General features: G+C 63.3%; 13 protein-coding genes. 1 reads left to right on the forward strand and 12 read right to left on the reverse strand.

All coding sequences use genetic code 11. The features are described 5' to 3' along the window. Window positions 1–193: 193 nt before the first annotated feature. Entirely contained in the window at window positions 194–352 is a 159-nt protein-coding gene (locus LIX93_RS12610; RefSeq protein WP_226504363.1) for a YqaE/Pmp3 family membrane protein, read from the reverse strand. A 320-nt stretch (window positions 353–672) separates the two neighbouring features. Next, window positions 673–1,125 (reverse strand): hypothetical protein, encoded by a 453-nt coding sequence (locus tag LIX93_RS12615; protein ID WP_226504364.1) that lies wholly within the window; start codon window positions 1,123–1,125, stop codon window positions 673–675. A gap of 308 nt (window positions 1,126–1,433) precedes the next feature. On the opposite strand from LIX93_RS12615, the gene LIX93_RS12620 reads away from it, so the two are divergent. Then, the gene (locus LIX93_RS12620) at window positions 1,434–2,312 is read left to right on the forward strand and encodes a LysR substrate-binding domain-containing protein (protein WP_226504365.1); all 879 of its coding nucleotides are present in this window, start codon (window positions 1,434–1,436) and stop codon (window positions 2,310–2,312) included. A 101-nt stretch (window positions 2,313–2,413) separates the two neighbouring features. Here the strand turns inward: LIX93_RS12620 and LIX93_RS12625 are convergent, their stop codons facing one another. The 10 genes from LIX93_RS12625 to LIX93_RS12670 all read right to left on the reverse strand — a co-directional run bounded on the left by LIX93_RS12625 (window position 2,414) and on the right by LIX93_RS12670 (window position 13,940). Then, complete coding sequence (locus tag LIX93_RS12625; RefSeq protein ID WP_226504366.1) at window positions 2,414–4,258, reverse strand: prolyl oligopeptidase family serine peptidase; 1,845 nt, start codon at window positions 4,256–4,258, stop codon at window positions 2,414–2,416. After that, window positions 4,224–5,372 carry a pyrroloquinoline quinone biosynthesis protein PqqE gene (pqqE, locus tag LIX93_RS12630; protein ID WP_226504468.1) on the reverse strand — a complete coding sequence of 383 codons (1,149 nt, stop codon included), beginning with the start codon at window positions 5,370–5,372 and terminating at the stop codon, window positions 4,224–4,226. Before pqqE ends, LIX93_RS12625 begins: the two co-directional genes overlap by 35 nt. Window positions 5,373–5,379: 7 nt before the next feature. After that, window positions 5,380–5,655: a pyrroloquinoline quinone biosynthesis peptide chaperone PqqD gene (gene pqqD, locus LIX93_RS12635; RefSeq protein ID WP_226504367.1), complete on the reverse strand. Its 276-nt coding sequence runs from the start codon at window positions 5,653–5,655 to the stop codon at window positions 5,380–5,382. Further along, window positions 5,652–6,404, reverse strand: a complete 753-nt coding sequence (gene pqqC / locus LIX93_RS12640; protein ID WP_226504368.1) for a pyrroloquinoline-quinone synthase PqqC — start codon at window positions 6,402–6,404, stop codon at window positions 5,652–5,654. The genes pqqD and pqqC overlap by 4 nt, the downstream gene beginning before the upstream one ends. 144 nt (window positions 6,405–6,548) lie before the next feature. Continuing rightward, window positions 6,549–7,460, reverse strand: coding sequence for a pyrroloquinoline quinone biosynthesis protein PqqB (gene pqqB, locus LIX93_RS12645; RefSeq protein WP_226504369.1), 912 nt, complete (start codon window positions 7,458–7,460; stop codon window positions 6,549–6,551). Between the two features lie 70 nt (window positions 7,461–7,530). Further along, complete coding sequence (gene pqqA / locus LIX93_RS12650) at window positions 7,531–7,602, reverse strand: pyrroloquinoline quinone precursor peptide PqqA (protein ID WP_008365141.1); 72 nt, start codon at window positions 7,600–7,602, stop codon at window positions 7,531–7,533. 237 nt (window positions 7,603–7,839) lie between these two features. Then, complete coding sequence (gene pqqF, locus LIX93_RS12655; protein ID WP_226504370.1) at window positions 7,840–10,344, reverse strand: pyrroloquinoline quinone biosynthesis protein PqqF; 2,505 nt, start codon at window positions 10,342–10,344, stop codon at window positions 7,840–7,842. A gap of 118 nt (window positions 10,345–10,462) precedes the next feature. Beyond that, entirely contained in the window at window positions 10,463–11,542 is a 1,080-nt protein-coding gene (locus LIX93_RS12660) for a polysaccharide biosynthesis/export family protein (protein WP_226504371.1), read from the reverse strand. A gap of 75 nt (window positions 11,543–11,617) precedes the next feature. Continuing rightward, window positions 11,618–12,829, reverse strand: a complete 1,212-nt coding sequence (locus LIX93_RS12665) for a glycosyltransferase family 4 protein (protein WP_226504372.1) — start codon at window positions 12,827–12,829, stop codon at window positions 11,618–11,620. Next, window positions 12,807–13,940: a glycosyltransferase family 1 protein gene (locus LIX93_RS12670; protein WP_226504373.1), complete on the reverse strand. Its 1,134-nt coding sequence runs from the start codon at window positions 13,938–13,940 to the stop codon at window positions 12,807–12,809. Before LIX93_RS12670 ends, LIX93_RS12665 begins: the two co-directional genes overlap by 23 nt. Window positions 13,941–13,947: the final 7 nt, after the last annotated feature.

Genomic DNA, 13,947 nt, shown 5'->3' on the forward strand with positions numbered 1-13,947 from the left:
GTCTGTGGTGCCGATCGCCTATACCGCTGACAACTCGGAATCAGTATCTTTAACTCACGGATGTAGCGCAGGAAGCGCCAAGGAAATAAACGGAATCACCCGCCAGGATGGTGGGTAGAAATGGATGTCAGGGACACATACTGCAAAACCCCGCTCAGGCGGGGTTTTTCGTTTGGGCGGATTTTAGCTCACCTCAACGTTTGGCAATGATATACACCGCATGGATGATCCCTGGGATGTAGCCGCACAGAGTCAGCAGGATATTGAGCCAGAAGGCGCCGCCGAAACCGACCTGCAGGAACACGCCGACAGGGGGCAGGATAATGGCGAAGATGAGGCGAATGATGTCCATGGTATTACTCCAGAGGTCGTTAATCTAGTGACCTTTGGCGCGCGAGAAGATTCCGTCGATCACTGGCAACTCGCTGTTGCTCAACCACTTACATCGCTCAGCGCGGAAAAAGCGCCCGAGCCTAACCTGGCTGGCTCGGGACGTTGCGCGATAACGCAAGACGGTATTTTTACCTGGCCGAATGTAGAACCAGGATTTTGCTGCGGACATGATGGTGCGGCGGCTGGCGTGTGTATGTCGCACGACTGTTAGGGCAAGGCTTGCTCGCGAAAGCACCGGTCGCGTCGATCCCATTTTTTAAGGTGAACCACAGAGTCTCGCTACCCGCGAAAACGCGCCAGCGCTTCCAGGCCATCGGTGTAGGTGCGCACCAAAAAAGCCGGCTGCAGGAAGCCATGATCGCGATCGTGGTCGACAATGACGATGTCGGCATCGATGCCCCAGTCGCGTTCTTTCGCCAGCGGCGGATGCTCAGCGTTGCCATCGATGATCAGCAGGATATGCAGGTCGCGGCACAATCTCGACGCAGCCTGACAGTACTCGACGGTCATGTCCTTACAATCGGCCTGCAGCACGATGGCTGCGGTGTTCGCATCCACGGCAGCATGCAGCGCAGCCTGATCGTTGGCCCGCAGGTGTGCCGGATGATCACCGATAAGCAGGATGCCGCTGTCGCGGCGCTTGCTTTGCCCCCAGCGGCGCGCCAGATCAAGGGCGGCCTGGCGCGCGGCGGCGAGGCTGGGTCGCGGCCAGATGAGGGTATTGCCTGGCATCGTGGTGATTTCTTCGCGGCCGGAGCCCACTCCCGCACGGGGGACAAGGTGTACGGTCGGTTTGAATGCGGCAGGTGAATGGTTGTCAAGCTGACCAGACGCCGCAGGCGCGTCAAATTCCGCTGTGAAACGACGCAAACTGAATAGACTCATTCGCTCAGGCCTATCTAAATGCTAAACGGCAAAGGCGCAGGAAACTCCTCGCGCGGGGCCTTTGTGTGTCTGCACCCCTTTGATTGCGGATAGACTAGGCCGCTGCCGGGGACGGCTCCATTTCGATTTAACAGTATTTTTGATAAGTGATGCTTATGGATTTCAAGCAGCTGCGGTATTTCGTCGCGGTCTATGAAGAGGGCCACGTCGGCCGCGCCGCCGAGCGCCTGGCGCTGTCGCAACCGGCGCTGTCGCAACAGATCAGGCAGCTGGAGCACAACCTCGATGTGAGCCTGTTCGAGCGCAGCAACAAACGCCTGCTGCCGACCCTGGCCGCCCACACGCTGTACAACCACGCCGTGCCCCTGCTCGACGGGCTGCAGCGGGCGCGCGAGGCACTGGGCAATTTCAAGGGCCAGGCGGTGCGCACGCTGGCCATCGGCGTGCTGCAAACCGTGCACCCGAGCCTGGTGCCGCAGTTGCTTGAGGGTGTGCGCAAGGCACAGCCCCATCTGGTAGTGCAGATCTACGAGTTGTCGGGGCTGGAGATCGAGCGGCGGTTGCTCAGCGGTGTGCTGGATATCGGCATCGGCTATCTGCCGCCGCGCCAGCCCGGGCTGCATGGGGTGCTGCTTTATGAGGACGAGTTGCAGGTGGTGATCCCCACGGAGCACCCGCTGCGCGCGTTCAAGAGGGTCTCGCTGGTACAGGCAGCGGACTTGCAAATGCTGTTGCTGGGTGAGGAGTTTCAGCTGCGGCAGATCTGGCAGGGGCAACTGGCCAATCTGGGCCGACGCCCGCAGGTGCAGGCCGAGCTCAACACCATGGCGGCGATCCTCGACAGCTTGCCCGGTACGGCGTTGGCCACGGTGCTGCCTGGACGAGCGCGGGTGGTTGGGGATGATGCCGGATTGCTATGGAAGCCCCTGAGTGAACCGCGGGTACCGCTCAAGGTGGGGCTGGTGTTCCGGGATGCGCAGCGCCAGCAGGCGTCGGTGGAGTTGTTGCAACGGGTGCTGGAATCGAGGGCGTAATCACGGGCCTCTCCGCCGGCAGAGCCCGCTCCCAAAGGGTACGCCTAACGCTGTGGGAGCGAGCTCTGCGCACGAAGAGGCCCTTGGGTTCACCGCAAAAATCAGCCCATTACCCGACCGTAAAACTTCCACTCCTCCTCCAGCGCATGCGCCAGGTTCGCCGCCTGGCGAAAGCCGTGTCGTTCCTCAGGATAAAAATGCCCTTCAGCCGACAAGCCATTACGCTGCAACGCCTCGAGCATGCTGCGGGTCTGCTGCGGCACCACCACCGCGTCCAGCTCGCCCTGAAAGAAGATCACCGGCACCTTGATGCGCTCGGCATGCAGCAGCGGCGTGCGTGCTTCATAACGCGCATGATCCGCGTCAGGGTCGCCGATCAGCCAGTCCAGATAGTCGCTCTCGAACTTGTGCGTATCGCGGGCCAGCGCCGCCGGGTCGCTTACCCCATACAAGCTGGCGCCGCCGCGAAATACATCGCGAAACGCCAAGGCGCATAACGTCGTGTAACCGCCGGCGCTGCTGCCGCGAATGAATGCCCGCTGCGCATCGATCAGCCCCTGCGCCGCCAGGTGCTCGACCGCCGCGCAGGCATCGTCGACATCGCTGACACCCCAATTGCCCTGCAATGCCTGGCGATATTCGCGGCCGTAGCAGGTACTGCCGCGATAGTTGATGTCCGCTACGGCAAAGCCGCGCTGCGTCCAGTACTGGATGCGCGGCTCGAACACCGGGTAGCAACTGGACGTCGGCCCGCCATGGATGAACACCAGCAACGGTGGCGGTAACTGCGGGTTGGCCGGTGGATAGAAAAAACAATGCGCCTGGCCGTCGCCACTGGCATAGCTGTGCGGATGCGGCAGGCTGATGTGCTCGGCGGCCAAGGGCGCTTCGCCGCCGGCCAGGACTTGCACCTCGTGGCTGCGCCGATCGATGGCGATCACGGCCGAGGGGCAGGTCGGCGAGGCGGCGATGGCATAGAAGCAAGCGTTGTCGGCCGCCAGGTTGCGGAAACGGCTGAACTCGCCGGTGTAGTCGAGCGTGGAGCCATCGGCGTCGTTGCACAGTCCGAGTTTGGCGAAGCCGTCTTCGAACCAGGTGGCCAGGTAGGTATGGTCCACGAGCGGCAGCCAACTGCTGGCCCCCAGTTGCCAGGGCGCTCCTGCATGATCGGCGGCCTTGGCGGGCAGCGCGTGCCAGCCGGCGGTGCTTTCTCGCCAGGGCTGCCAAAAGCCGTTGCGATCGGACAGGCACTGCACGCGGCCCTGTTCGTCGATACGCGGCTGTTGCAGTGACTCAGGCTGCACGCCATCGCCGGCCAGGCAATACGGCTTGTGCCAGCCGCGGCCATCCAGGGTGCGCTCGGCACACATCAGCCGGGTCGCGGTCCAGGGTTGTTCGGGGTGCGACCACTCGATCCAGGCCAGCCGCGAGCCATCCGGGCACAGCACCGGGGCGGCATAGAAGTCGGCGCCTTCGGCCAGCACCCGACGCGCGCCATCCTCGGCATCGATAGCCACCAGCCGGTGGATCGGATAAGGCGCGCCGGGCTCTTCTTCCACCGCCAGCACCTGGCCGTCGGCGAAGCTCAGGTCTCCGTAGCGGCGCACGTCGTGGGTGAGGGGATGAGGGGCGCTGCCGTCCAGTGCCTGAAGATACAGTTGCTGGTCGCGCTCGTTGACGAACACCAGGCCGTCGTCCACCAAACAGAACGAACCGCCGCCGTATTCGTACACGCGGCTGCGCACGCTGAAACCGTCGGGGGTCAGGCAGCGCGCCCGACCGTCTTGCCATTGCCAGATGCGGCTGGCGGCGTCGCTGGGGCGGTATTCGCTCCAGAAGACCCCGGCGGCACCGATGCGCAATTCGGCGAAATCGGTGGCGGCCGCGACCGCTTGTACGGCGCTGAACGGCTCAGCTTTTTGCGATGAGACGGGAGTTTCGTTCATTGCGGAAGGCCAGTTGGTCGATAGTCGCAGTCGCGTGTTCGGCCTCCTCCCGCGCCCGCAGAATGATGCCGTGATCGACTGATTTGCTGCACACCGGGTCGGCGTTGCTGGCGTCACCCGTGAGCATGAACGCTTGGCAGCGACAGCCGCCGAAGTCCTTTTCTTTTTCATCACAGGAGCGGCACGGCTCGGGCATCCAGTCGTAGCCGCGAAAACGGTTGAAACCGAACGAATCGTACCAAATGTGCTGCATGCTGTGGTCACGCACATTGGGGAATTCGACCGGCATCTGCCGCGCGCCATGGCAAGGCAGGGCGGTGCCGTCGGGCGTGACGGTGAGGAATACGCTGCCCCAGCCGTTCATGCAGGCCTTGGGGCGCTCTTCATAGTAGTCCGGGGTGACGAAAATCAGCTTGCACGGATTACCGGCCGCCGCCAGGCGCTCGCGGTATTCGTTGGTGATGCGTTCGGCACGCACCAGTTGTTCCTTGGTCGGCAGCAAGCCGACGCGGTTGAGCTCGGCCCAGCCGTAGAACTGGCAGGTGGCGAGCTCGACGAAGTCGGCTTCCAGGGCGATGCACAGCTCGATGATCTGGTCGATCTTGTCGATGTTGTGCCGGTGGGTGACGAAGTTGAGCACCATCGGATAACCATGGGCCTTGACCGCCCGGGCCATTTCGAGCTTTTGCGCGAAGGCCTTTTTCGAGCCGGCGAGCATATTGTTGACCTGCTCGTCGCTGGCCTGAAAGCTGATCTGGATGTGGTCCAGGCCGGCTTTTTTGAAGTCGCTGATCTTCTGCTCGGTGAGACCGATGCCGGAGGTAATCAGGTTGGTGTAGTAGCCCAGCTGCCGCGCTTCGCCGATCAGTTCGGCGAGGTCCTGGCGCACCAGCGGTTCGCCACCGGAAAAACCTAGCTGCGCCGCGCCCATCTCCCGCGCTTCGCGCATGACCTTGATCCACTGTTCGGTGCTCAGCTCCTTGCCCTGCTGGGCAAAATCCAGTGGGTTGGAGCAATACGGGCACTGCAGCGGGCAGCGGTAGGTCAGCTCGGCGAGCAACCACAGCGGCAGGCCGACGGGCGGCGTCGGCGGAATAAAGGGCTGATGAGGCATATGAGACTCAGCCAAGCTCGATCCAGTGCTCTGCACGAGCGACCTCCATGAATTGCTCGATGTCGGTGCCCAGTTCCGGAACGTCCGGGAACTGCGCTGCCAACGTCGCGATAATGGCGGCAACGTCGCGCTCACCGTCGATCAGACCACCGATCAGGGCTGCGCTTTCGTTGAGTTTGATCATGCCTTCGGGGTACAGCAGTACATGGCCCTTTTGCGCCGGTTCGTACTGGTAACGATAGCCTTGGCGCCATGTGGGCGTCTTGCTGCGATCGAAGCTCATAGAGGGATGCCTTTGTGCCAGACGCGTTGGTCGGTGACGCTGTGATAGGGCGGGCGGTGCAGTTCATAGGCCATGCTCATGGCGTCCAGCATGCTCCAGAGTATGTCCAGTTTGAACTGCAGGATTTCCAGCATGCGCTGCTGGCCGGCTGCGGTGGTGTAGTGCTCGAGCGTGATCGCCAGGCCGTGCTCGACATCGCGGCGCGCCTGGCCTAGGCGGGTGCGAAAGTACTCGTAGCCGGCCGGGTCGATCCACGGGTAGTGCTGGGGCCAGCTGTCGAGACGCGATTGGTGGATCTGCGGCGCGAACAGTTCGGTAAGCGAACTGCTGGCGGCTTCCTGCCAGCTGGCGCGGCGGGCGAAGTTCACATAGGCGTCGACGGCGAAGCGCACACCGGGCAGCACCAGTTCCTGGGAGCGCAGTTGCTCCGGGTCGAGGCCCACGGCTTGGCCCAGGCGCAGCCAGGCTTCGATGCCGCCGTCTTCGCCAGGAGCGCCGTCGTGGTCGAGCAGGCGCTGGATCCACTCGCGGCGGATCTCGCGATCGGGGCAGTTGGCGAGGATGGCCGCGTCCTTCAGGGGGATGTTGACCTGATAGTAGAAGCGGTTGGCGACCCAGCCCTGGATCTGCTCGCGGGTCGCGCGGCCTTCGTACATGGCCACGTGATAGGGGTGATAGATGTGGTAGAACGCGCCCTTGGCGCGCAGGGCCTGCTCGAACTCGGCCGGGGACATCGGTGTGTCGGTCATGCTGTTCTCCCTCGTTCAAGGTGGAGTCTGATGCTTTTTTGTGCAGGCGGGGCTGGCCCCTTCGCGGGCAAGCCCTGCTCCCACAGGTGTACGCCTGTGGCAGAAAGGCTTGCCCGCGAAGCGCCAGCCGCCGTCACACCTTGTTCAGAGCTCGATACTCATCCCATCGAACGCGACTTCCACGCCGTGGCGGATCAGTTGGGCGCGTTCGGCGGAGTCTTCGTCGAGGATCGGGTTGGTGTTGTTGATGTGGATCAGCACCTTGCGCGGTTTGCTCAGGCCGTCCAGCACCTCGAGCATGCCGCCGGGGCCATTCTGTGCCAGGTGGCCCATCTCCCGGCCGGTGCGCGTGCCAACGCCGCGGCGCTGCATTTCGTCGTCTTCCCACAGAGTGCCATCTACCAGCAGGCAATCGGCGGCGCCCATGCGTTCCAGCAATGGCCCGTCGACCTTGCCCAGGCCCGGCGCATAGAACAGCGTGCCGCCGGTGTTCAGGTCTTCGACGATGAGGCCGATGTTGTCACCGGGGTGCGGGTCGAAGCGGTGCGGCGAGTAGGGCGGCGCGGCGCTGCGCAGCGGTAACGGGGTGAAGCGCAGATTGGGGCAGGCGTCGATGACGAAGCTGCCTTCGAGCTCGATGCGCCGCCGGTCCAGGCCGCCGTTCCAGTGGGTCAGCATGTTGAACACCGGGAAGCCGGTGGTCAGGTCCTGGTGGACCATGTCGGTGCACCAGACTTGATGCGGGCAGCCTTCGCGCAGGCTCAGCAGACCTGTGGTGTGGTCGATCTGGCTGTCGAGCAGGATGATTGCATTAATGCCCGTGTCGCGCAGGGCCCGGGCCGGTTGCAGCGCCGGGAAGCTTTGCAGCTGCGCGCGGATGTCTGGGGATGCGTTGCACAGGATCCAGTGCACGCCGTCGTCGGACAGGGCAATGGACGACTGCGTGCGGGGCAGGGCGCGCAGGGTGCCGTCGCGCAAGCCCTTGCAGTTCACGCAATTGCAGTTCCATTGTGGAAAACCACCGCCGGCGGCGGACCCTAGAATCTGGACGTACATGGCAACTCCATCGCGAAGGCCGAAAATGAAAACGCCCCGGCGAACCGAGGCGTGGTGCAGCGCTTGCTGATCAACGGCTAGCGAAATACATGGTGACTTCGAAGCCGATACGCAGGTCAGTGTAAGCAGGTTTGGTCCACATAGGAGTACTCCTTCCGGGTTGTCAGAGCGGTCGCTCGTTACACTTTAGTCTGTCGTGGTGGACGGACGTTCAGCGGCATGAGGGTCATGTTACTTAATTTACCTTCGCGCAGATGCCCCCGATCGTGCGAAAGGCTTTTGCATCAGGTGTAATTATCCGGTCGGTACATTTTGTGGGGCAAGTGACAGATGATTAATTCAGCTGGGCGGCGAAGAGCCCATCAGCCCCACCATCAATTCAAGACATTTGCGCATCCCGCACTTCACTCACATTACGCCACTGCGCCCCCGGCGCGGCCTCGTTGGCCAGGCATAGCCAGCCGCCGCGTGCTTCCTGCAACTGGCGCACGGCATCGAGCAACTGCGCCGGCTGAATGATCTGCAACGCCTGCTGCAACTGGCGCAGATAACTGCCGGGGTAAGCGCCCAGATGCGCCTGCCAGAGGGTGTCGGCCAGGGCGCCGGTCTCCATCTCTTCCACGCTCGACCGGGCGCTCAGTGCCTGGCTCTGATGGTGCAGGCCCTGGGGCCCTTGGCTGGCGATGAGTTTGGGCAGGCCCTCCAGAAAAGCCTCGATGTGCCCCAGCAACTCTGCGCAGCCGGTGGCGGGCGACTGCACGCCAAACACCAGGCCTGCGCGCCCGGCGATCTGCCGGAAGCTGCTGAACACCGCATAGCCCAACTGCAGCTCGACCCGCAGACGCTGATAAAAGGGCATCTGGCACAAATGGGCGATCATCCGCCAGAGCGCCTCGTCGGCGATGGTTTGTGTGGGTGTCGGGCAAAACAGCACCAGGGCGTGCTCGCTGGAATCGGTCGGGACCTGGCTCCACAAGCGTTCGCGCAGGGGCTCGAGGCGGGTGGAAAGGCTGCGGTCCGGCGCGCCGGGCAAGCGATGCAATGCGGCATTGAGGGCGCTGCGGGTGGCTTCACCGATGCCCAGGGCCATGCCGTCCCAACGCGCCTGCGACCAGAGCTTCTGCAATTTGAGCGGTTTGATGTCTTCGTGGGCGAAGCGCACCGGCGTCTGATAGTGCCCCAGGCAGTGTTCAGGCAACTGCTTGAGCAAATGCCGGATGGGCATCGCCTCTGCCGGAGCCGCATCGCGGGGCAAACGCCACACTTCAGGCGCTGGCGCCGTGAGGCATTCCAGTGCGTGCTCGAGAATCGCCGGCATCGGTTCTTCGACACCGCTCAGGCGCAACTGCCAGTCATCGCCCAGGCTGCTGAACGTCAGCTTCACCCCGGCCTGCAGGGCCTCGTCGGTGAGGCGGCGCAAACTGTGTTCGATCAGGGTCCACAGGCCGGTCTGGCGTGAGGCGTTGAGGCGCCAGCGCAGGGTGAGCACGGCATCGAGGCCGCTCTGGTCGACGGTGCCGAGGTAGATCATCGAGCGGGGATCGGCGATGGGTTGATCCGGGCGGCGGCTGGGGCGCAGGAAACGATTGCGCTGCGCCAGGCGCCAATGCACCACCGGCGCGGCGGTGGTCTTTACCAGCACGCTGGGCAGGGGGTGCAGTTGCCTGTCCGGTTTGAGCTGCGTGAGCAGCACGCGCAATGCCTGCAGGCCATCGTCGCCAAGGCCGTGGGCCTGGTCGTCGGCACCATTGCTGTAGTGGCGGGCGAGGTCCAGCGCACCGTGGGACTGGCGCTGGCGTTTGTCCAGCAGTGCATATTCCTCGCGCAGGCCGCACCAATCGTCATGGGCCTCGAAAAACTCCAGCCAGTCGAAGCACAGCTCGCGGATCAGCGCCGTGGCGTGCTGGCCGGCGTCGGTCAGCTTGAATTCGATATTGATCAGCGCCTGCTCGGCATGCCGATAAAAGGCCCCCAGGCTGAGGCTTTCGACCAGCCCGCGACGGCGCAGCTCCACCAGCAGGCCGCCGGGTTGGCTGCTGGCGAACCATGTGCCCAGGAACGCCACGGCCTGGTCCACCGCCGGCGGCAATTGCTCGCAGGCGAACACCAGGTTCAGCCGCTCGCCCGGCGCCTGGGCGACGATGGCCTGGTCTTCGGCGGCGCTGGCCATGGCGGCATCCGCGAGCAGCGCGGGTGGCACCGCCAGCGGCAGCCGGCTACCGCGGTGCAGGCATTGCCCGGCACGTTGCGCCAGGTTGAGCATCTGTTCAGCGCTTTGCGGGCCGACCAGGCACAGGGTCATCTGCCCGGCGTTGTAATGCTTGCGGTGAAAGTCCAGCAGGCCCTGCTGAAACTCCGGGCGCGCCACCGGCAGGCTGTAGCGATTGCCGGCATGAAAGGCCCGCAGCGGGTGCTGCGCCGACAACGGGCTGACCATCCAGAACTCATGCTGCGCCTGCGGGTCGCGCGACCAGGCGACGAACTCGGCGTGCAGGACTTCACGCTCGCGGCGCTGGTCGGCGGCACTCATGCGCGGGCGCGCGAGCATGTCGCACAGCCGCTCCAGTGCGCTGGACAGCGCCTGAGGCGGTACTTCGAAAAAATAATCGGTGTGGCGTTCCGACGTACGGGCATTGAGCTGCCCGCCCTGACGCTGCACATAGGCCATCAGCGTCTGGTCGTCGGTGAAGCGCTCGGTCCCCAGAAACAGCAAGTGCTCGAGAAAATGTGCCAGCCCAGGCCAGGCATTGGGCACATCGTGGCTGCCGGCGTGAACGCGCAGATAGGCCGCGCTGCGTTTGAGCCGCGGGTCGTGCCAGGCGCGCACCGTGAGCCCGTTCTCGAGCACCCGCTGATCGCGGGGTGAAGAGATTGCATCTTGCATGGAGGGTTCCGCAGTGGTGGTCAGGACAAGGCCTAATCCTAGCGGATAAAGATCACCAGGCAAAAAGCAAAAAACCGCGCAGGGCGCGAGCCTTGCACGGTTTCTGTACAGCGATTGATCAGTTCTTGAACGCCGCCGAGGTGGTGACGATCCCTGCCGACGGCAGCAACTGGCTGATGAAGCGGTTCCAGCGGGTGATATTGGCCGGCCCGACGAACACCACGTCCGAGGCTTGCAGGTCGAACTGCCGGGCGAGGATGAACGCGGTAGGCTTCTTGGCATCGAGGTAGAACACGGTCGCGGGTTGCTTGACGGTATTCTGTGCGCCGCGAATCACGTACACGGCTTCGGCGTTGGCGGTGTCCTGATTCAGGCCACCGGCATTGCCCAGCGCTTCCATCAGGTTGAAGGTGCTGGTGCCGTAGTTCATCACCTGCGGCGCCGCCACTTCACCCAGCACGTAGATGCGATTGGCGCGGTTGTTACCCAGGTGCAACTGGTCGCCTTCCTTGAGGTAGATCTGGTTGAGCACCGAGTCCTTGCGGTTGAGGCTGTCGATGTCCAGCTGGTATTCCTTGCCGTCGCGCTTGAGCAGCAGACCGGCCAGGTTGGCGTCACCGGCATCGCCACCGGCGCGGCTGATGGCATCGACCAGGGTCACCGGCACGTTGTTGAGCACCTGCGGCCCTGGGGTCTTGAATGCCCCGGACAGAATCACCCGGTGGCTGTTGAAGTCCTGCACCTTGACGTCCACCTGCACGCCGGTCAGGTACTTGGACAGTTTTTCGCGCAACTCCTCGCGCAACTCGGAGGTGGTCTTGCCGCCCGCCTTGACCGAATCGATGTAGGGGTAATACAGCGTGCCGTCATCGCGCACGATGCGCGAACTGGCGCTGCCGGTGTCCTGATTGGCCGGCGAGTTGAGCTCCATGTGATCCCACACGGTGATCAGCAGGCCATCCCCTGGCCCGATGCGGTATTCCTCAGGCACATAGCGGGTCAACTCGGCCGGCACCGGGGGCGCCTGGTAGATCACCCGTTGCTGGCTGACGGTCTGGTTGGTGATTTGCACCACATTGACCGGGCCAACGAGGCCATCGTCGCTGGCGTCGGAGGGGGTCATGTGTTGACCGGGGGCGAAAACACAACCCTGCAGTACGGCACTGGCGAGCAGGACAACAAATACATTTCGCTTCATTGCATGGTTTCCTTGGAGAATCGGGCTTCTCACACGGCACAGGTTCAAGAATCGGGTTTTTTTCGCGCCGGCCGGCTACACCGACGTCACCGAGACGACGATGGCGGGTTTGGTCGGTGCCAGCGCCAGGCGCGGAGCGGGCGGGGCGGGCGGGGCGGGCTGGCCGATATTGGCTTCGGCACAGCGCGCCTCGACGAACAGGCGCATTTGCCGCTCGAAATTCTTTTCCGAGAACTGCTCGGCATTCTCGCGGCAGGCCTGCGGGCTGATGCGGTGGTGTTCGGCTTCGAACAACTGCACGGCGGCCATCAGCGCGCCGATGCTTTGCTCGTGATAGAACACCCCGGTGGGCGCGCTGTCATCCAGCCCGCGCACGGTCTCCAGAGTGCCGCCACGGCCAAAGGCGATCACCGGCGTACCGCAGGCCTGGGCCTCGACGGGGCTGATGCCGAAGTCTTCTTCGGCGGCGAACACAAAGGCCCGGGCGTTCTGCATGTGGCTGCGCAGTACTTCGAAACTCTGGTAGCCGAGCAGCGTGACGTTGGGGCCGGCCAGGGCCTTGGCCTTGTCGAATTCCGGCCCTTCGCCGATGACGATCAGTTTTTTGTCCGGCATGGCCGTGAACGCCTCGACGATCATCGGCATTTTCTTGTAGGGCACCATGCGCGAGGCGGTCAGGTAGTAGTCCTGCTTCTCGATCTGCAGGTTGAAGCCCTTGGTGTCCACGGGCGGATAGATGACCGTGGAGGGGCGGCGGTAGGCTTTTTCGATGCGCCGGGCGATGAAGTGCGAGTTGGCGACGAACTGGTCGACCGCCGCCGCCGTGCGCTGATCCCACATGCGGATGTAGTGCAGGATCATCCGCGCCAGTTTGCCCTTGAGGCCGAAGCGCATGCCGCTCTCGTTGAGGTACTGGTGCTGCAGGTCCCAGGCGTAGCGAATCGGTGAATGCACGTAGCTGATGTGCAGGGTGTTGGGGCCGGTGAGCACGCCCTTGGCCACCGCGTGGCTGCTGGAAATCACCAAGTCGTAGGCCGACAGATCCATCTGCTCGATGGCCAGCGGCATCAGCGGCAGGTATTTCTGGTAACGGGTCCTAGCCTTGGGCAAGCGCTGGATAAAGGTGGTTTGCGCACGTTTGCCGCCCAGCTTGGCGCGGTCTGCATCACTGAGGAAGTCGATCACGGAAAACAGGTCCGCCTGAGGCCAGATCTTCAGCAAGGCGGACAGCACGCGTTCGGCACCGGCGTAAGTCACGAGCCAGTCATGGACGATTGCGATTTTCATGGATGCTCCTTGGCGCGAGCGAACGCGCTTGGGTAGTCGCTGACGTTGATTGTTTTTGGAGGGTCAACGAATCAATGCGGTCGCTGATCAGCTGGGCTGACTCTTCCCAGCTGAAGCGCGACACGTTTTGCAGACCGAGGGTGCGCAGGTGTTGGCGGATAGTCAGGTTGTTGAGGGCCAGAGACATGGCTCTGGAGATGTGTTCGGTGTCCAGCGGGTCGAAATACAGCGCGCTGGATTGCAGCACTTCCGGGATCGACGCCGCGTTGGCCGCCAATACCGGGCACCCGCAAGCCTGGGCTTCCAGGGGCGGGATACCAAAGCCTTCATACAACGAAGGAAACACGAACGCGGCGGCGTTCTGGTACTGATCGATCAGTGCCTCATCGCTGAGGCGGCCGAGAAACTTGATGCGCCGGTCAGTGCTGGCGAGCTGTTCAAGGCTGGGGTCGGAAAAAATCGCACCGCCACCGCCGACGATCCGCAGCTCGACCTGATCATGGCCCTTGAGCGCCAGAAACGCCTGGATCATGCGGCTGAAATTCTTGTGCGCGCTGGGCGACGACACCGCCAGCAGGTACTGGCGCTCGTTGCGCAGCGGCGCGCCGGGCTGGAATTCGTCGCTCACGGCATTGGGCACCACCAGCACCTGATCGGCGGGGAAACCGTAAAATGTCGAGATCTCGCGCTTGGAAAACTGGCTGACGGTGATCAGGGTCTTGATGTGCCTGAGCAGCAGTGGGGTCATGACCCGGTAGGCGGTGCGAAATTTCCAGCTGTAGCTTTCGGGATGGCGCACATAGGTGATGTCGTGGTGGGTGGCGATCTGGTTGTTGTAGAACAATGGCGCGGTAGCACCCAGCGACACCAGCAGCGGTTTGTCCTGGCTGTTCAGGTAGCGGGGCAGGTCCAGTTGCTCCCAGAGATGACCACGGCGTTTGCCGACCGTGATGGCGCCGAGCGCGCGGGCGGATTCATGCATTTTGATGTCGGGTGGACACACGAACAGCAGGTCATTGCGCAACGTCTTCAGGGCCAGGCAGATCTGCTCGGCAAAGCGTTGTACGCCTCTTAGCTCCTGGGTCAGGAATCGCGCATTGAGGACAATCATCGAAACA

Source organism: Pseudomonas sp. MWU16-30317 (assembly GCF_020515695.1).
Lineage (GTDB): Bacteria > Pseudomonadota > Gammaproteobacteria > Pseudomonadales > Pseudomonadaceae > Aquipseudomonas.